The organism is Microbacterium sp. MYb54 (assembly GCF_002979515.1).
Lineage (GTDB): Bacteria > Actinomycetota > Actinomycetes > Actinomycetales > Microbacteriaceae > Microbacterium.
Genome location: NZ_PCPA01000001.1, coordinates 544,767 through 562,365, shown reverse-complemented (window position 1 = coordinate 562,365; position 17,599 = coordinate 544,767). Strand labels below are relative to the sequence as shown.

Genomic DNA, 17,599 nt, shown 5'->3' with positions numbered 1-17,599 from the left:
TGGGGCGGATGTCGCGACAGCGACTAGATTTGGAAGCGTGAACGCCAGCCCCGAGAACCAGCGCACCCTGCTCGACATCGCCGACCTCGACCGGCGCATCGCGCAGGCCGAGCGTGCCCGAACGAAGCCGAGCCAGGCGGGGCGGATCACCGAGCTCGTCGCCATCCGCCAGGGGCAGCTCCGCGAGCTGACCACTCTCGCCGGCACGCGCGACGACGTGCGCACCGAGCTGAAGCGTCTGGAGTCCGATGTCGCCGTCGTCGAGGCGCGCCGGAATCGCGATGCCGAGCGCCTCGCCGCGTCGACGAGCTCGAAAGACGCACAGGCCCTCGAGCATGAACTCGCGAGTCTCGCCCGCCGTCAGAGTGACCTGGAAGACGCCGAGCTCGATGTCATGGGCCGGCTCGAAGAGGCAGAAGCCGCCCTCGCCGCCCAGCAGGCGCTCCTCGACACGACGACAGCCGAAGGCTCCGCACTCACCGCGCAGGCGAAGGCCGACGTCGCCGCCGCAACCGATCTCGGTGCACAGCTCGCCCGCGATCGTGCTGCCGTCGCCGAGAGCGTGTCGCCGCAGCTGCTGGCCGAGTACGACCGTCGTGCCACGAACAGTGCCGGTGCGGCGCTGCTCACCCGCGGCACCTGCGAGGGCTGCCGCATCCTGCTTCCCAGCACCGACCTCAACGACATCCGTCGCGCTGCGGACGACCTCGTGGTCTCCTGCCCCGAGTGCGGCTGCATCCTCGTGCGCACCGAGGAGTCCGGGCTCGCATGAGCGGCACCTGCCGACGCCGGCGATGACTGCACCGGCGTCGGGCGTCGAACGACGCATCGCGCTGACCTCCATCGGGTCGCAGCAGTATGTGGCGATCGAGCTCGACGGGAACGACCAGGAGCAGAATCGCACGTCTCTGCGTGCCGATGAGCTCGCGGGGTGGGTCGGCGCTGTCGAGGCGGCCGATGCCCCGCGATGGATCATGCGCTCTGCCGCGGAGACCTACGCTCTCCTTCTCGGCGACGGGGTGCGGATCAGCCGCAGTCATGATCTGGTCCTCTGCCATGCGATCCTGCGTGACACCTCCGCGGTGCCGACCCCGTTGCCCGCATCTCAGGATTGGGTGCGGCGGGAGCAGACCGTGGCGGCGCCGTCGCTCTTCGACGTGTTCGACGACGTGAGCGGCGACGACGCGATCGCGACGATGCTCGATCAGTACCGGGCGCAACGCGAGGTGATCGCTGCGGCACCGGACGGACGCCTCACGCTGCTCTGTGCAGCGGAGTCGGCGGGCGGACTCATCGCGGAGGAGATGCGGGCCGCGGGATTGCCCTGGGACGAGGGCGTGCACGATGCGATCCTGACCGACACCCTGGGCATCCGGCCGGTCGCCGGTGGAGTCCCGAGTCGCATGGTCGAGCTCGGCGATCGCGTGCGTGAGCTCCTCGGCGACGCATCGCTCCACCTCGACAGCCAGCAGAAGCTGCTCAGGGCACTGCATCGTGTCGGAGTGCAGGTGGAGTCCACGAGCCGCTGGGAGCTCGCGGAGCATGACCACCCCGTCGTCGAGCCGCTGCTCGCGTACAAGAAGCTCTCCCGCCTGCTCAGCGCCAACGGATGGGCGTGGCTCGCGGAATGGGTCCACGACGGCCGATTCCGCCCGGTGTACATCCCCGGCGGCGTCGTGACCGGGCGCTGGGCCTCGGCCGGTGGGGGCGCCCTGCAACTCCCGCGCAGTCTGCGCCCTGCCGTGCGCGCTGACCCGGGATGGACCCTTGTCGTGGCGGATGTCGCGCAGCTCGAGCCGCGGATGCTCGCCGCGATGGCAGCGGATGAGGCGATGGCTCAGGCTGCGCGGGGGACTGACCTCTACGCCGGCGTCGTCGCTTCCGGTGCGGTCGCGACCCGCGAAGAGGCGAAGTACGCGGTCCTCGGCGCGATGTACGGGGCGACGACCGGTGACAGCGGCAGGTTGGTTCCCCGGCTGCGGAAGGTGTATCCCCGAGCCATGGCGCTCGTCGACGCCGCAGCGCGCACCGGGGAGGACGGGGGCATCGTCTCCACCTGGCTCGGTCGGTCCTCGCCTCGGCCGTCGGCAGAGTGGATGCGACTGCAGTCAGAGGCGACCGATGCGGACGCCGACCCCGCGGTGGTGGCCCTCGCCCGGCGCAGAGCGCGCGACTGGGGGCGGTTCACACGGAACTTCGTGGTGCAGGGCACGGCTGCGGAGTGGTCGTTGATCTGGCTCGCCGAGATCCGTCACCGGTTGCAGCAGATTCCGGAGGTGTTCGCCGAGGCAGCGGCATCCGGTCCGTTCGCGCGCTCCCCGCATCTGGCGTTCTTCCTGCACGACGAGGTGATCCTGCACGTTCCGCTCGAACATGCCGAGGCGGCCGCCGAGGCCGTGCGAGAAGCTGCGGCCACCGCGACGACGCGGCTGTTCGGTTCCTTCCCGATCGACGTGCCCCTCGATCTGCGCATCGCGGAGTCGGCGGAGAAGTAGCCGCGGGCCGCGGGTTGCGGAGAACGTAGACTGGAGACGCGAATGGGTCGACTGGACGGTCGCGTTGCGGGCAACCGCACCGAGGAACGTCCGGGCTCCTCAGGGCAGGACGGTGGGTAACGCCCACCCGGAGCAATCCGCGAGAAAGTGCCACAGAGAGTAGACCGCCCCGCAAGGGGTAAGGGTGAAAGGGTGGTGTAAGAGACCACCGGGGGCCATGGTGACATGGCCCGCCAGGTAAACCTCGTCCGGAGCAAGGTCAGACAGAGGATGTTGACGCGGCTCGCCGAGTCCTCGGGTAGACCGCTAGAGTGCCACGGCAACGTGTCGCCGAGAGAGATGGCCGTCGAAGGGGCGAAGAACCCCGGAACAGAACCCGGCGTACAGGTCGGCCCATTCGCATAAACCGACTTGAACAGCTATTTGTCCTAGACCCCTCCGTGCAGATTCCGCAGGACTCCCAGGCACGGCTGTCAACGGCTTCTCGAGTTCGGTCATCAGAGTCCGCCCCACAAAGAGAGCCCCTTACAGTCGGTCTTACCGAGGCCTACCGTTGCGCCTGCAGCGGTCGTCGTTGTCCGGGGAGGGAACGCACGAGCGCTGCGAAGATGGCGGCCCGGTGTGGTGTGAAGGGACACCATGGCGGGTCGCCGTCGGCTCCGGTCTAGATGAGCGATGCCACGTGATCTATATACACCTGCTGGACTCCAACGCCCGAGGCGCCCTGCAGTCTGAAGTGGGCGAGGTGACCATATGCCGCCATTGAGTGGCTTGCCACCCCGGGATAGTCGGGTCCATACCCGGCTTCGTATCCAGGGTTAGCGAGAACCTCGTCACTAGGGATGTATCCGGGTACCTCGTTGGCGTAGGCCGTGAACCAAAGTTCGTTAGTTCCACCGTGAAGCGAACGGAAGTACACCGCATAGCCGGATACGACTTCGCCGCCGGAGAAGATCATGGTCAGACCGGGTGCCCCTGCGAATCGCCACCTCTGCACAGGGAGCGGGACCGTGGTATCGAGTGGGGCCGATGCGTCAGCAGCGACCGCCTTCATCGTCTGTCCGTGACGACGAATGTAGGGCGCTTCTCCCGTGAGTTCTCGCGATTGGAACACTTGCTGCAGTGCGGCTCTGTTCGCGGGGTTTTCTGTGACTTCAAGAGGAAGTGACACTTCGGAGATGGCCGTAAGAATCGGTCCAGTCAGCGTTCGACCTGGGGTTGCGATCGCGTTCGCTACCGTCAGTCCGAGGTCGTACCCGTACGCATCGGACTGCATGTATCCGTCAAGCGTGAGCGGGTTCTGATCCCCGGCCGGTCCGAGGACGAACTGGGCGAAAACACCGTCGTAGCTCGCTTCGATGGTCTTGATGGCTTCGCTGGGATAGTCGGGATCGAAGAGTGCTCCAGCGCCTCCAGCGACAGGGTGTGCGCCGTAGCTGAACAGCACGGCGCGCGGGGTTCCATCCGTCGCGCGCGCGACAAGAGTCGGGACTGCGGTTTCGACGTAGCTGAGTCCGATTCGGTTGTAAGAGAAGTTCTCGTCGGTGACGAGGTAGTCGAGGGTGCAAGTCGTCCGCGGGCTACTGAGGGCAGTGCTGACCAACGCGATGATCTCTGTGACCAACCAGTCGGAATAGCCGGCAATCTCTGCCATATCGGTGACCGCGTAGGAGATGTATGGGTCCAGCCTCTCGATCAGGACGGGCCCGTTGTGAGTGTGTGTCGCGTTTAGAACAAAGTCAGCGTTGCCAACGCCCAATGCCGTCACACCGGCGCGAATCTGCTGGTGCATTGTTCGGCCGAAAGCGAGCACATCTGCGCTTACGATCACGTTTGGTGCACCGTCATCCCAAAGGATGGTGCACCTCGCCATCAGCGGTTCATTCACCCCGGCAGCTCGACGCGGCTCGGTCGCCGTCGCGAATCCAGCCATGGGGTAGCCCGCTTCCGGCGTGATGTCCACCTTGGAGGTGGACACCTGAAATGACGACGCTGCGAAGGCAGGTTCGGCGAGGACCACTGAGACAGCGGCGACTGATCCCGCGATAAGGAAGCTTCGCCGAGACAGCTTCGGCAGCGGCGAGAACAGATCCTTGTGCGGGTTTTGGGGCGTCATGGGGAAACCGTACACGCGCGTGTGTACGTAGCGCTGTCCCCTTTTCTGGCTACAGACAAACACCGGATCTACTCGGTAGCTTAAGAGGTTTGTCTCACGCGTCGTCCATCATGACAGCGTTGCCTCGCCCCCAGCACCGAAGCGCCTGGTCGCCTGCCGTGAACTCGATTCCAGCAGCAATGGGGTCGACCGCATCAGTTCGCATCCACACGTATCACCTCCGGACCGAACCTCGCGATCGCACGCACTTGCTTAGGGCTTTGGTGATGCACAGCCAGCAACGCGGATTCAGAGCCCGGCGTACCGGTCGGCCCATTCGTATCATTTTCCCCTGATCCCCTCGTCCCCAATGGGCGAGCAAGCGGTTTCCTGCACGACGAGCATCTTGCTAGCTTCTGCTCCATCGTGCACGAATCGACGGAGGAGATCTCATGGCGAAGAAGCCCAACATCATCCTGTTCATGTCTGACGACGTCGGCTGGGGTGATCTCGGATGCTACGGAGGCGGGGAGAACCGTGGTGCCCCGACTCCGAACCTCGACCGACTCGCTGCCGAAGGCCTGCAGTTCATGTCGTTCTACGGGCAACCCAGCTGCACCCCGGGGCGCGCTGCCGCGCTGACGGGGCGCCTGCCGATCCGCAGCGGCATGACCACGGTCGCGTTCCCCGGGGACGGCGGAGGTCTCCCTGCCCCGGAGTGGACGCTGGCGAGCGTGCTGAAGAAGGCCGACTACAACACGTGCCATATCGGGAAATGGCATCTGGGCGAAGCGGACTACGCCATGCCCACCGCGCACGGGTTCGATGAGATGTACAACACGACCCTCTACCACCTGAACGCCTACACGTACACGGACAAGGGCTTCAACCCGGACTTCCCGTTCGACGACGAGGCGACCATGAAGATGTGGGGCAACATCATCGGGGCGCTCGACGGAAAAGCTGGCGAGGCGCCCACCGAGGTGGAGAAGCTGGATTCGGCGAACATCCCGTTCATCGACGAGAAGTCCACCGACCACGCGCTCGGCTACCTCGAGGCGCACGCAGACGACGACGAGCCGTTCTTCCTGTACCTGAACACGGCGAAGCTGCATCAGCCGAATCTCCCGCACCCCGACTTCGAGGGGGCTTCGATGGGGAAGTCGAAGTTCCTCGACTCGCTCGTCGAACTCGATCATCGAGTGGGAGCTGTCATCGACAAGGTCCGTGAACTCGGGATCGCCGAGGACACGCTGGTCGTGTGGACGACGGACAACGGGGCCTGGCAAGACGTCTACCCCGACTGCGGGTACACCCCGTACCGCGGCACCAAGGGCACGGACTACGAGGGTGGCAGTCGCGTCCCCGCCATCGCGTGGTGGCCCGGGACGATCGAAGCCGGCCGCCGCAATTCCGAGATCGTGGGATCGCTCGATTTCATGGCGACGTTCGCGGGTCTGGCGGGCGTCGAACTCCCCACCGAAGACAGGGAGGGCGAACCCACGATCTTCGACAGCTTCGACCAGTCGGCGCTGCTGAAGGGGGAGGCAGGCTCGGCCAGGGACCACTGGCTGTACATGACCGAGACGGAGATGATTCCCGGAGCTGTGCGGGTCGGAAAGTGGAAGGCGATCTGGAACGTCCGAGACCAGTGGCGAGGACCGTCGTCGTACACGGCGATCGTCCCCGAGCTCTTCGACCTCTGGCAGGATCCGCAAGAGCGCTACGACATCTTCATGACCAGCTTCGCGGAGAAGACATGGCAGGCACCGCAGATGGCCGCCCGCCTGCTGAGCGTTCTCCCGAGCTATCAGAAGTACCCGAACCGACCGCTGCAATCGGCCGGCATCAGTTACGCCATGTTCGATGTCGAGGACGCTCAGGTGCAGCAGCAGATCCAGAAGATGCTGCACGGCCTGACGTCGAGTGCCTGACGTCGAGTGCCTGACGCCGCCTCAGACAGACGAAGGCCCCGATGACTGCATGGTCATCGGGGCCTTCGGCGTCAGGACGTTCGCGGATCAGTCGCCGGCGAGAGAGGCCGCGCCGATGATGCCCGAGTTGTTGCGGTGGATCGCCGGGACGATCGGCGTCTTGAGGTCGAGCAGCGGGAGGAAGTCTCCGGCGTTCTTCGACACGCCGCCGCCGACCACGAACAGGTCGGGGCTGAACAGGAACTCGATGTGCGAGTAGAACGCCTGCAGGCGCTCAGCCCACTCGGCCCAGCTGAGCCCCTCGCGCTCACGCGCGGAGGTCGCAGCGTACGTCTCGACCGACTCGTACTCACGGAAGTTCAGGTGGCCGAGCTCGGTGTTCGGAAGGAGCACGCCGTCATTGAGGAAAGCCGATCCGATCCCGGTGCCGAGCGTGGTCAGCAGCGTGAAGCCGCGGACGTCCCTGGCGGCACCGTGGCGCGCTTCGGCGACACCGGCAGCGTCTGCGTCGTTCACGAACACGATGTTGCGACCGAGTCCGTCGCGGAAGAACCGCTCGGCATCGAAGTCGACCCATTCCTTCGACACGTTCGCAGCGGAGAGCGTCTTCCCGCGCTTGACGATCGCAGGAAAGGCGACACCGAGCGGCAGCGTCGAGTCGTCCACATCGAGTGTCTTCAGGACGGTCTGCACCGCCACGAGGACGTCCTGCGGCGATGCGCCCTCAGGTGTGGGGACCCGCACCCGGTCGGACGCCATGATGCCGTGGTCGAGGTCGACGATTCCTGCTTTGATTCCCGTGCCGCCGATGTCGACGCCGATCGCTTTTGCCATGGGGGATAGCTTAGCGACCGCGGTGCGCGCCAGTAGGATCGATGACATCACGTGAAGAAGGGGCAGACATGACTGACGGCGACCACAAGTACTGGTACAACTCCGAGACCGGTGAGATCGAGTTCGGCATGATCTCGCCATCCATCGACCGCATCGGTCCGTTCGACACGGAGGCCGAGGCCCGCCGTGCTCCTGAGGTCGTCAAGGCGCGTTCGCGCGCCTGGGCTGAGGAAGAAGCCGTCGAGCAGGGCTGGGATGTCAAGGGCGACGCAAAGGGCCAGGGCGCAGAGTAGTCATGGACAAGCAGAGGGACTTCGTCCTCCGGACCATCGAGGAGCGCGGCGTCAAGTTCGTGCGGCTGTGGTTCACCGATGTGATCGGCACTCTCAAGTCGGTGGCGATCGCCCCGGCCGAGGTCGAGGGGGCGTTCGCGGAGGGCATCGGGTTCGACGGCTCTGCGATCGAGGGGCTGACTCGCACCTACGAGTCCGACCTGCTCGCCCAGCCGGATCCGACGACGTTCCAGACGCTTCCCTGGCGTGGGGAGATCGATCCGACGGCGCGTATGTTCTGCGACCTGACGACACCTGACGGACAGCCGGCCGTCGCCGATCCGCGGCACGTGCTCAAGCGCACGCTGGCCAAGGCTGCCGACGCCGGATTCACGTTCTACACGCACCCGGAGATCGAGTTCTATCTGCTGAAGTCCTCCTCGTTCGGCCCCGACGGCCCCGTGCCGGTCGACTCGGCCGGCTACTTCGACAACGTTCCCGGAGGCACGGCGCACGACTTCCGTCGCCGTTCGGTGCGGATGCTCGAAGACCTCGGCATCTCCGTCGAGTTCAGCCATCATGAGGGCGGGCCCGGACAGAACGAGATCGACCTCCGTTACGCCGACGCGCTCACGACGGCCGACAACGTCATGACCTTCCGCACGGTGATCAAGGAGGTGGCGATCGAGCAGGGCGTCTACGCGACGTTCATGCCGAAGCCGCTCAGCGGCCAGCCCGGCAGCGGCATGCACACGCACATGTCGCTGTTCGAAGGCGATCAGAATGCGTTCTACGAGGAAGGCGCGAAGTACCAGCTCTCGAAGACCGGGCGGCACTTCATCGCAGGGCTCCTCAAGCACGCGAACGAGATCTCCGCGGTCACGAACCAGTTCGTGAACTCGTACAAGCGGCTCTGGGGTGGCGACGAGGCCCCGAGCTTCATCACCTGGGGCCACAACAACCGTTCCGCGCTCGTGCGTGTGCCGATGTACAAGCCCAACAAGGGGCAGTCGTCGCGCGTGGAGTACCGTGCGCTGGATTCGGCCGCGAACCCGTACCTGGCGTATGCGCTCATGCTCGCCGCAGGGCTCAAGGGCATCGAAGAGGGCTACGAGCTCCCGCCCGAGGCAGAGGACAACGTCTGGGCGCTCAGCGATGCCGAGCGACGGGCATTGGGCTATTCGGCTCTGCCGGCGAGCCTCGACCACGCGCTCGAGTACATGGAGGCGTCCGAACTCGTCGCCGAGACGCTCGGGGAGCAGGTGTTCAACTACGTGCTGCTCAACAAGCGCAAGGAGTGGGAGGCCTACCGCGGTCAGGTCACTCCGCTTGAATTGAAGAACAACCTCGAGCTTCTCTGAGGGGCGTGCATGGCCCGTCCGGACGATTCGGTCTCGCTCTCGGCGCTGGCCAGGCTCGGGTTCGCCGAGCTGAGCGAGGCTGCCGCATCCCTTTCGGAGCTGGCGATGATCCTCGATCAGCCACGCTCGGTGCTGCTCGAGGCTGCGGATGCCGCAGATCCAGACGCTGCGGTGCGCGGGCTCCTGCACGTGGCGCGCAGAGACGCGACACCGTTGCGGTCGCTGCTCGGTGACGAGCAGACGCGTCGGCGGGTCTGGCGGGTTTTCGGTGCCTCGGAAGGACTCGCCGAGTTCTTCCTTCGTCATCCCGAGCAGCTCTCCATCCTCGAAGAGCCGATCACGGGTCTGCCGTCGGCAGAGCAGCTACAGGAACGTCTGCTGGCTTCGGTCGGTGCGCACGACGGTTTCGCGGAGTCAGGAGACGACGACGCGGTCGTCGCGATCCGGGTCGCCTATCGCCGCAATCTCGCGGCCATCGCCGCATACGACCTCTCGCATCCGGCTCCGGAGACCGTCGTCGCAGAGGTATCGGCGACTCTGGCCGACATCGCGGGTGCCGCCCTCGAAGCGTCGCTCGCGGTGGCCAGAACACGACTGCAGGAGTCGATGGGCCGCGAGGAGGTCGCGGCTACCCGCCTCGCGATCATCGGCATGGGAAAGGCCGGCGCACGCGAGCTGAATTACGTCAGCGATGTCGACGTGATCTTCGTCGGGGGAAGCAGTGATGAAGATCGGGTGAGCGAGGCTCGTGCGATCGACATCGCGACGCGCCTCGCCCGCGAGACCATGCGCAACCTCGATGCGATCGAGGTGGAGCCTGCCCTGTGGGAGGTGGATGCCGCGCTCCGCCCCGAGGGAAAGCAGGGGGCGCTGGTGCGCTCTCTCGCATCGCATCTGGCCTACTATGACCGCTGGGCGAAGAGCTGGGAGTTCCAGGCGCTGCTCAAGGCGCGTCCGCTTGCGGGAGATGCCGAGCTCGGAGCCGAGTACATCGCAGCCGTGCAGCCGAAGATCTGGTCGAGTGCTGCCAGGCAGGACTTCGTCGAGAGCGTGCAGCGCATGCGCGAGCGGGTGATGGAGCACATCGATCCGGAGGATGCGCCGTATCAGCTGAAACTCGGTGCCGGCGGCTTGCGCGACATCGAGTTCACCGTGCAGCTGCTGCAGCTCGTGCACGGTCTCACCGATGAATCCCTGCGTACCCGAGGCACGCTCGAGAGCCTCGATGCGCTCGTCGAAGGCGGCTACATCGGACGGGTCGATGCGGCCGCGTTCGCCGACGATTACCGACTTCTCCGCCTCATGGAGCACCGTCTTCAGTTACGTGAGCTCAGTCGCACGCACCTCATGCCTCGCACACCCGCCGGTCTCCGGATCCTGGCGAGAGGCACGGGGCTCGCCGAGAGCGGCGAGGGTGTGTGGGCGAGGTGGGAGAGCGTGCGACGCGAGGTGCGGGAGATCCACACGCGCCTGTTCTACCGCCCGCTGCTCAGCGCCGTCGCAGGTCTTCCGGAGGAGGAGCGCACGCTCTCGGCCGCGCAGGCGCACGACAGGTTGGCTGCGATCGGCTTCCGCGATCCGGCTGGAGCCCTGCGTCACATCGGCGCCCTCACGAGCGGGCTCAGCCGTAAGGCGACGATCCAGCGGCATCTGATGCCCATCATGGTGCGCTGGTTCGCCGACGGCAGCGACCCCGACTACGCACTCCTCGCCTTCCGCCGCATCAGCGAGCGTCTCGGTGACACCCCCTGGTTCCTCCGGATGCTGCGGGACTCCTCAGGCGCAGCCGAGAGCCTCACGCGCCTGTTGTCGTCTTCGCGCTATATCGGCGAGCTGCTGGAGTGGATCCCCGAGTCGGTGGCATGGCTGGACAGCACGGGACGTCTGCGTCCCCGAGGCGCGGCCGCACTGGACGAGGAGGCCCGCGCGATCCAGACGCGGCACGAGACGATCGGCGACGCCCTTCGTGCGGTCAGGGCCCTGCGGCGACGGGAGCTGCTGCGCACGGCCATGGGAGCCGTCCTCGACGTTCTCACGATCGAAGAGGTCGCCGCAGCTCTCACCGAGATCACCGAGGCGACGATCCAGGCCGCCCTTCGCGCAGTGATCCGCGATGTGGTCCCGCCGGAGGACGAGGCGCTCGATTTCGCGGTCATCGCAATGGGACGGTTCGGCGGCGCGGAGCTCGGATTCGGCTCGGACGCCGACATCCTCTACGTGTACGACGCGAACGGCGTCGACTCCCAGCGCGCCCAGAAGCTCGCAACCCAGATCGTGGCGGGTCTTCGCGAGCACCTGACGGATCATCGCCTTCCGCTCGACCTCGATGCCGACCTCCGCCCGGAGGGACGCAACGGCCCGGTCGTGCGATCGATCGAGGCTTACACCGAGTACTACCGGCGCTGGTCGCTGTCGTGGGAGGCTCAGGCTCTGCTCCGCGCCCGCGGCGTGGCCGGGAGCACCAAGCTGATCGAGCGCTTCACGGCGCTTGCCGACACGATCCGTTACCCGGAATCCGTCGATCTGCAGGGCACGCGTGAGATCAAGCGCATCAAGGCCAGGGTCGAAGGGGAGCGTCTGCCGCAGGGGGCCGACCCTCGACGTCACCTGAAGCTCGGTCCCGGTTCACTCAGCGATGTCGAGTGGCTCGTGCAGCTGCTGCAGCTGCAGCACGCTCACGCCGTGCCGGGATTGCGCACCACCTCCACCCTCGGAGCTCTGGATGCCGCCGTCGCGGCGGAGCTCGTGGCAGAAGACGACGCCGTGCGTCTTCGAGAGGCCTGGCGCCTTTCAAGCCGGCTCCGCTCGGCGATCACACTGCTGACCGGGCAGACCAGCGACGTCCTTCCCGCAGATCGACGGCAACTCGATGCGATCGGACGGCTGCTCGGTTATCCCGATCGTTCGGCGAGCGAGCTCGAAGAGGACTATCTCGGTGTGACCCGACGGGCACGGAAGACGTTCGAGCAGCTCTTCTACGGCTAGCCGCCAGGCCGAGTTTGCGGTAACGGGCGGTGTGACCCAAGCTGGCGATATGACCCACGCACGCATCGGCATCGTCTGGAATCCATCGAAGGTCGACGAGAAGGTCCTGCAGGACGCGGTGGGTCGTGTGTTCGACGACCAGTACGACATTCGCTGGTGGGAGACGACGCCGGACGACCCGGGGCGCGGCATGGCGCGCGAGGCACGTGAAGACGGTCGCGACATCGTGATCGCGGTCGGCGGAGATGGCACCGTCCGCGCGGTCGCCGAGTCGCTGGCCGGTTCGGATACCGCTCTCGGAATCGTGCCGCAGGGGACGGGCAACCTTCTCGCGCGCAACCTCGAGGTTCCGCTGAACAACGTGAAGGCCGCGCTGGAGCGCGTTCGCGACGCCGAGCCGCGTCGTATCGACCTGGGGTGGGTGTCCTACGACGGCACCGAGCACGCGTTCGCCGTGATGGTCGGCTTCGGCGTCGATGCGCAGATGCTGGTGGAGACCGACGACGACCTCAAGTCGAAGGCCGGCTGGCTCGCCTACGTCGAGGCGATGGGTCGTGCTCTCGCCGGCACCGAGATGACAGACATCACTCTCACCATCGACGGCGAGAAGGCGGTCGCAGTCCGTGGCCACACGATGCTCATCGGCAACTGCGGAATGGTCCAGGGCGGCATCCGCCTGCTCCCGGACGCGGTCCTCGACGATGGCAAGCTCGACGTGCTGATGATCAGTGCCGACGGTGCGCTGCAGTGGTTGGACACCCTGCGCTCCTTCGTCTGGGACAACGGCATCCGTCGCCTCTTCGGAGCCACGGACGAAGCCGTCAGCACCGAGTCAGCGCGCCACCTGCCCGTCGAGAACATCTCGGTGGAGTTGAAGACGCCTCTTGTGTTCGAGATCGACGGCGAGGAGATGGGAGAGGTCTCGGCGTTCGAGGTGCGAGTCGATCCCGGTGCCCTGCTCGTTCGCTGAGAGCCGCCGGCCTGAGAAGAGGCCGACGACCGCTCAGACGCTGGCAGCGGGGGGAACGATCTTCCGGTCCTGAGCGGGGAAAGTCACCTTCTGCACGATGATGATGATGCTCGCGGCGACCGGGATCGCGACGAGCGCGCCCAGGATGCCACCCAGCGCGGCACCCGCCACTGCAGCGATCACGACGAGTGCGCCGGGTACGGCCACCGCCCGGCTCATGATCCGTGGCGAGAGTACGTATGCCTCGATCTGCATGTAGATGAGGTAGTAGATGATGGCGATCAGTGCGGTCAGGGGCGATACGAAGAGGCAGATCAGCGAGTTGATGATCGATGCCGTCAGCGTTCCGACCAGCGGGATCATCGAGCCGATGAAGGCGATGAGCGCGAGCAACGCCGGCACCGGGGCACCGATGATGCTGAGGAAGATGAGGCTCAGGATTCCGTTGATGAGTGCGAGGCTCACCTGGCCAATCACGTAACGGCCGACAGCGCCTGAGACGTCCTCCAGCAGGCCGCTGAACGTGTCGCGCTGGTAGGCCGGGACGAAGCGGGCGGCGACATGCTTCATGCTCCGCAGCGACGCCATGAAGTACAGAGTCAGGATCAACACGATCGTGATTCCCGTGAAGCCGCCGGCGATACCGGCGCCGACCGCGAACACGCCGCCACCGATGTCGACGAAGTTGCCAGGGTCCTTCACGAAGCCGAGCACACCCTGCACAGCGTCGTCGATGGTGGAGCCGAACTGGCCGCTGATGTCTTTGAACCAGGCGCTGGCCATGAAGTCCTCGACCATCTTCGGCCCGTCCTTGACCAGATTGGTGATCTGCTCGACCAGGATCGGGACGATGGCGAGGATGATGCCGGCGAACGCGAGGATCACGCCGGCCACCACGATGGCCACGGCTGCGGGTCGCGGGAGCTTCTTCTCGATGAACCTCACGATGGGGTCGAGGCCGAGTGCGAGGAACACCGCGACGCCGACGTACACGAGGACGGTGGCGAGCTGCCCGACGACGCCTCCGATCCCCAGCGCCACCAGCACCCCGAGCGCACCGAGCAGGCCGAACATGAACGGGTTGGTTCTCGCGTATGCCGCGACCGCATTCGACGGCTGTGACGGGGCGGCTTCGACCGGCGTTCGACGCTCGGTGTTCGCGTTCATTCTTCTACGGCGCATGATTCCCCCGGTCGATGGTCAGACTCACAAGTTGATCACCCGGAACACGCTCGGTCAAGCGGTCACAGGGAGGGCGATTCGTGTCACGTCAGCGTATGTCGCGCAGACCGAGAATCTTGGCGAGAACACTGCGAATCTCGTAGTTCGGCTCCCAGATGAACGCCACCAGGTCGTCGAAGTCAGCGTCCGGGCGAAGAAGGTCCAGCACGTCGCCTTCGAACACGTGGTGCGCTGCAGCCTTCGCCAAAGCGGTTGCTTGAAAGCGGAGGTAGTCGGCGCGCGATCGGAAGTGGATCGAGAACCTCCCATCGCTGCGCTCTGCGACGGAGACATTCCAGATGCGCACGAGTGTCTCGAGCGTGCTGTCGATCGAATCGTCAACGGGTGCGGCGGCAAGGAGATCGGTCCCGCGAGCTTCCCGCGCAGAATCGTCCGGACAGGTGCCTTCCCACTGGATGGCCACCTGCTGTTCGAACCCGATCAATTCGAGATTCCGCTGGCTGGTCTCGAAGAAGTCAGACTTGAGGTAACCACGCGCGTGACGGGTGAGCCAGATGATCGGGGCATCGATCAAGTTGTAGAGGAGTGAATCATCACGCGTGCCATCCACTGAGCGGCGAATGTCGCGCAGAAGTTCCTCGCGGTGATACTCCGTGCAGAATCGGAAGTAGTGGGCAGTGATCCGGGGAAGCTCATCCCAGATGGAGTTCGCTTTCAGCGGGAATTGGCTTTGGATCGCTTCGAGTTCGCGCTGAAGGTTCGTCGATTCAGGAGAGAGCACCCGCCCGTTCACGTCGTCCGGCATCCCGAGTCCCTCGCGCTCGAATGTCTCCTTGCACATCGTGTACAACGTGGAATGGACGCAGGCGCTCAGCAATTCGGGGCTTGCGCTGTACGCGATCTCTGCATGGTACTTCACGTCATAGCGGCCGAGGTCCTCGTCCGGGATCCGCTCGAAGATGTACTTCGCGGACAGGATGTCCTCGCTCGCCCGCGCCAGCACGCGCTCGGCTTGATCACCGCCGAAATCGACAGGAATCTCCGCCTCGGCGAGATTGGTCTTCGTGGTGATCATCGCAGCTTCGACTCGTCTCGTCGCAAGGTGGAGCATGTCCTTCACGGCTTCGATCCCTGTTCGCTGCGTGTCGTCCTGCAGCGTCATTCGCTCGACGACGAGGTCGAGGTCGGCGAGGAACGGATGCACATCTCCGATGCGTTTGTGCCGGACGCCCCGGGCATTCTGTTTCGTGAAGGCCTCGGTGATGATGAGGCCGAGCGCGAAGATGTCGGCGGGCTTTCCGATGCGTGCGGCTTCCTTCTTCGCCATCTGCTCGGGGGCTTGGTAGTTGCGATTCGCGAGGAGTTCCCCGCGCCGCGTGAGCGTCGAGTCCTTGAAATGAGCGATCCCGAAGTCCGCGAGGACCAAGCGCCGTTGCTCGGGGTCGATGAGGATGTTCTCTGGTTTGATATCGCGGTGATGGATGCCCTGGGCGTGGACGTATGCAAGACCGTCGCATAATTGCGAGAGGTAGTGGAGAAGGACCCCATAGTCGAACTCTTCGGAGATGACGTCCCTGAAGCTCTTCGCGTACAGGTCCATCGTGTAAAAGAAGTGGGTATCGTCCTCGTGCTGTGCGTGAATCTGGATCACGTGCTCATGCTTCGCGACCATGCCGAAAGCGATCTCGCTGCGGAACCGCTCGTTGCGCCGACGTGATTCGCCATCCTTCGCGATGCGTTTGAGTGCGTAGGACCGGCCGTCGGCTACGGACCGGACTCTCCAGACCTCGGCCGTTCCTCCCTGACCGAGCACGGATTCGAACGCGAAGGAAACGCCGTCGATCTCTGGAATCTCGCGCTGCCTCACAACATCAATCTATCGAAGCCCAAACCTCAGCCTTCTCGCACCAGAGAGACGGAAGAGCCCACCTCAGCGGACGCTGCGGCGGGCTCTTCTCGGAGTCGTGGTGTCTGTGAGGTCAGACCCCGAAGTACAGCTCGTACTCGAACGGGTGCGGACGCTGGGCCATCGGCAGGATCTCGTTCTCGTACTTGTAGGAGATCCAGGTCTCGATGAGCTCCTTGGTGAACACGCCACCCTCGAGGAGGAACTGGTGGTCGGCCGCCAGTGCGTCGAGCGAGTCGAGCAGCGAGTTCGGAACCTGAGGGATGTCCTTGGCCTCCTCGGGGGGAAGCTCGTAGAGGTCCTTGTCGACCGGCTCGTGCGGCTCGATCCGGTTCTTGATGCCGTCGAGTCCTGCCATCAGCTGTGCGGCGAAGGCGAGGTACGGGTTGCCGGAGGCGTCGGGCGCGCGGAACTCGATGCGCTTGGCCTTGGGGTTGGAGCCCGTGATCGGGATGCGGATCGCGGCGGAGCGGTTTCCGGCCGAGTAGACCAGGTTGACCGGAGCTTCGAAGCCCTTCACCAGACGGTGGTAGCTGTTCAGCGTCGGGTTCGTGAAAGCGAGCAGTGCCGGCGCGTGCGCCAGGATCCCGCCGATGTACCAGCGTGCGATGTCGCTGAGCTGGCCGTAGCCGGCCTCGTCGTAGAACAGCGGCTTGCCGTCGGCCCACAGCGACTGGTGCGTGTGCATGCCGGAGCCGTTGTCGCCGTACAAGGGCTTGGGCATGAAGGTCGCGACCTTGCCCCATTCCTCGGCGGTGTTCTTGACGATGTACTTGAACTTGAGGATGTCGTCCGCCGCGTGGACCATCGTGTCGAAGCGGTAGTTGATCTCCTGCTGGCCGCCCGTGCCCACCTCGTGGTGCGAGCGCTCGAGGATGAAGCCCGCGTCGATCAGGTTGAGGGTGATGTCGTCGCGCAGGTCAGCGGTCTTGTCGACCGGGCTGACCGGGAAGTATCCGCCCTTGTACGGGGTCTTGTTGCCGAGGTTGCCGCCCTCTTCTTCGCGGCCGGTGTTCCAGGCGCCCTCTTCCGAGTCGACGCTGTAGAAGCTGGAGTTCGCGGTGACCGAGTAGCGGACGTCGTCGAAGATGTAGAACTCGGCCTCGGGAGCGAAGAACGCGGTGTCAGCGATGCCCGTGGAAGTCAGGTACTTCTCGGCCTTCTTGGCGACCTGGCGCGGGTCCTTCGAGTAGATCTCGCCCGTGCGCGGGTTGTAGATGTCGAACAGCATCACGAGGGTGCTCGCCTCGCGGAACGGGTCGACGTACGCCGTGGTGACGTCGGGGATGAGCTGCATGTCGGACTCGTGGATGCTCGCGAAGCCGCGGATCGAGGAGCCGTCGAACAGCTGGCCGTCGGTGAAGAAAGCCTCGTCGACCGTCGATGCAGGAATGTTGAAGTGCTGCTGTACACCCGGGAGATCGGTGAAACGGATGTCAAGGAACTTGACGTCGTTCTCCTTGATGTAGGTCAGTACCTCGGACGAATCTTTGAACATGTACGACTCCTGTAATGCGGATCGATGGCTTCACGGCCACTCTGCAGAGTACGGACGGGGGATTTCT

At 65.1% G+C, this 17,599-nt stretch carries 12 protein-coding genes and 1 other RNA gene; 8 read left to right on the top strand and 5 right to left on the bottom strand.

Annotated elements, in window-relative coordinates; all coding sequences use genetic code 11:
• Positions 1-37 precede the first annotated feature (37 nt).
• The 3 genes from CQ040_RS02685 (at position 38) to rnpB (ending at position 2,895) form a co-directional block, all read left to right on the top strand.
• Positions 38-772 carry a zinc ribbon domain-containing protein gene (locus CQ040_RS02685; RefSeq protein ID WP_028501732.1) on the top strand — a complete coding sequence of 245 codons (735 nt, stop codon included), beginning with the start codon at positions 38-40 and terminating at the stop codon, positions 770-772.
• 22 nt (positions 773-794) lie between these two features.
• Positions 795-2,495, top strand: coding sequence for a bifunctional 3'-5' exonuclease/DNA polymerase (locus CQ040_RS02680; RefSeq protein ID WP_105525903.1), 1,701 nt, complete (start codon positions 795-797; stop codon positions 2,493-2,495).
• 43 nt (positions 2,496-2,538) lie between these two features.
• An RNA gene (gene rnpB / locus CQ040_RS02675) (RNase P RNA component class A) lies at positions 2,539-2,895 on the top strand.
• A 264-nt stretch (positions 2,896-3,159) separates the two neighbouring features.
• Here rnpB and CQ040_RS02670 read toward each other — a convergent pair.
• Positions 3,160-4,611, bottom strand: coding sequence for a hypothetical protein (locus tag CQ040_RS02670; RefSeq protein WP_146113850.1), 1,452 nt, complete (start codon positions 4,609-4,611; stop codon positions 3,160-3,162).
• A 431-nt stretch (positions 4,612-5,042) separates the two neighbouring features.
• On the opposite strand from CQ040_RS02670, the gene CQ040_RS02665 reads away from it, so the two are divergent.
• The gene (locus tag CQ040_RS02665; RefSeq protein WP_105525905.1) at positions 5,043-6,524 is read left to right on the top strand and encodes an arylsulfatase; all 1,482 of its coding nucleotides are present in this window, start codon (positions 5,043-5,045) and stop codon (positions 6,522-6,524) included.
• Between the two features lie 87 nt (positions 6,525-6,611).
• Here CQ040_RS02665 and ppgK read toward each other — a convergent pair whose 3' ends face one another.
• Positions 6,612-7,358: a polyphosphate--glucose phosphotransferase gene (ppgK, locus tag CQ040_RS02660; protein WP_028501734.1), complete on the bottom strand. Its 747-nt coding sequence runs from the start codon at positions 7,356-7,358 to the stop codon at positions 6,612-6,614.
• A 68-nt stretch (positions 7,359-7,426) separates the two neighbouring features.
• Here ppgK and CQ040_RS02655 point away from each other — a divergent pair, with 68 nt between their 5' ends.
• From CQ040_RS02655 to CQ040_RS02640, 4 genes are read left to right on the top strand one after another with little or no spacing between them, the layout of a single operon-like run.
• Positions 7,427-7,651, top strand: a complete 225-nt coding sequence (locus tag CQ040_RS02655) for a hypothetical protein (RefSeq protein WP_036273930.1) — start codon at positions 7,427-7,429, stop codon at positions 7,649-7,651.
• A gap of 2 nt (positions 7,652-7,653) precedes the next feature.
• Positions 7,654-8,991 (top strand): type I glutamate--ammonia ligase, encoded by a 1,338-nt coding sequence (glnA, locus tag CQ040_RS02650; RefSeq protein WP_017830463.1) that lies wholly within the window; start codon positions 7,654-7,656, stop codon positions 8,989-8,991.
• A gap of 9 nt (positions 8,992-9,000) precedes the next feature.
• Positions 9,001-11,976 (top strand): bifunctional [glutamine synthetase] adenylyltransferase/[glutamine synthetase]-adenylyl-L-tyrosine phosphorylase, encoded by a 2,976-nt coding sequence (locus CQ040_RS02645; protein ID WP_105525906.1) that lies wholly within the window; start codon positions 9,001-9,003, stop codon positions 11,974-11,976.
• 49 nt (positions 11,977-12,025) lie between these two features.
• Entirely contained in the window at positions 12,026-12,946 is a 921-nt protein-coding gene (locus CQ040_RS02640) for a diacylglycerol kinase family protein (RefSeq protein WP_105525907.1), read from the top strand.
• 33 nt (positions 12,947-12,979) lie between these two features.
• Here the strand turns inward: CQ040_RS02640 and CQ040_RS02635 are convergent, their stop codons facing one another.
• From CQ040_RS02635 to glnA (CQ040_RS02625), 3 genes are all read right to left on the bottom strand, one after another.
• Entirely contained in the window at positions 12,980-14,113 is a 1,134-nt protein-coding gene (locus CQ040_RS02635) for an AI-2E family transporter (protein WP_105525908.1), read from the bottom strand.
• A 103-nt stretch (positions 14,114-14,216) separates the two neighbouring features.
• A complete protein-coding gene (locus CQ040_RS02630; protein ID WP_181156699.1) occupies positions 14,217-15,995 on the bottom strand; it encodes a serine/threonine-protein kinase in 1,779 nt (592 codons plus the stop codon).
• Between the two features lie 112 nt (positions 15,996-16,107).
• A complete protein-coding gene (gene glnA, locus CQ040_RS02625) occupies positions 16,108-17,532 on the bottom strand; it encodes a type I glutamate--ammonia ligase (RefSeq protein WP_028501741.1) in 1,425 nt (474 codons plus the stop codon).
• Positions 17,533-17,599: the final 67 nt, after the last annotated feature.

What these genes read in the sequence shown, in the direction of transcription:
- glnA (WP_017830463.1), top strand. Translation starts at nt 7,654, where the DNA reads ATGGACAAGCAGAGGGACTTCGTCCTCCGGACCATCGAGGAGCGCGGC.
- CQ040_RS02635 (WP_105525908.1), bottom strand. Translation starts at nt 14,113, where the DNA reads ATGAACGCGAACACCGAGCGTCGAACGCCGGTCGAAGCCGCCCCGTCA.
- CQ040_RS02655 (WP_036273930.1), top strand. Translation starts at nt 7,427, where the DNA reads ATGACTGACGGCGACCACAAGTACTGGTACAACTCCGAGACCGGTGAG.
- CQ040_RS02680 (WP_105525903.1), top strand. Translation starts at nt 795, where the DNA reads ATGACTGCACCGGCGTCGGGCGTCGAACGACGCATCGCGCTGACCTCC.
- ppgK (WP_028501734.1), bottom strand. Translation starts at nt 7,358, where the DNA reads ATGGCAAAAGCGATCGGCGTCGACATCGGCGGCACGGGAATCAAAGCA.
- glnA (WP_028501741.1), bottom strand. Translation starts at nt 17,532, where the DNA reads ATGTTCAAAGATTCGTCCGAGGTACTGACCTACATCAAGGAGAACGAC.
- CQ040_RS02670 (WP_146113850.1), bottom strand. Translation starts at nt 4,611, where the DNA reads ATGACGCCCCAAAACCCGCACAAGGATCTGTTCTCGCCGCTGCCGAAG.
- CQ040_RS02640 (WP_105525907.1), top strand. Translation starts at nt 12,026, where the DNA reads ATGACCCACGCACGCATCGGCATCGTCTGGAATCCATCGAAGGTCGAC.
- CQ040_RS02645 (WP_105525906.1), top strand. Translation starts at nt 9,001, where the DNA reads ATGGCCCGTCCGGACGATTCGGTCTCGCTCTCGGCGCTGGCCAGGCTC.
- CQ040_RS02665 (WP_105525905.1), top strand. Translation starts at nt 5,043, where the DNA reads ATGGCGAAGAAGCCCAACATCATCCTGTTCATGTCTGACGACGTCGGC.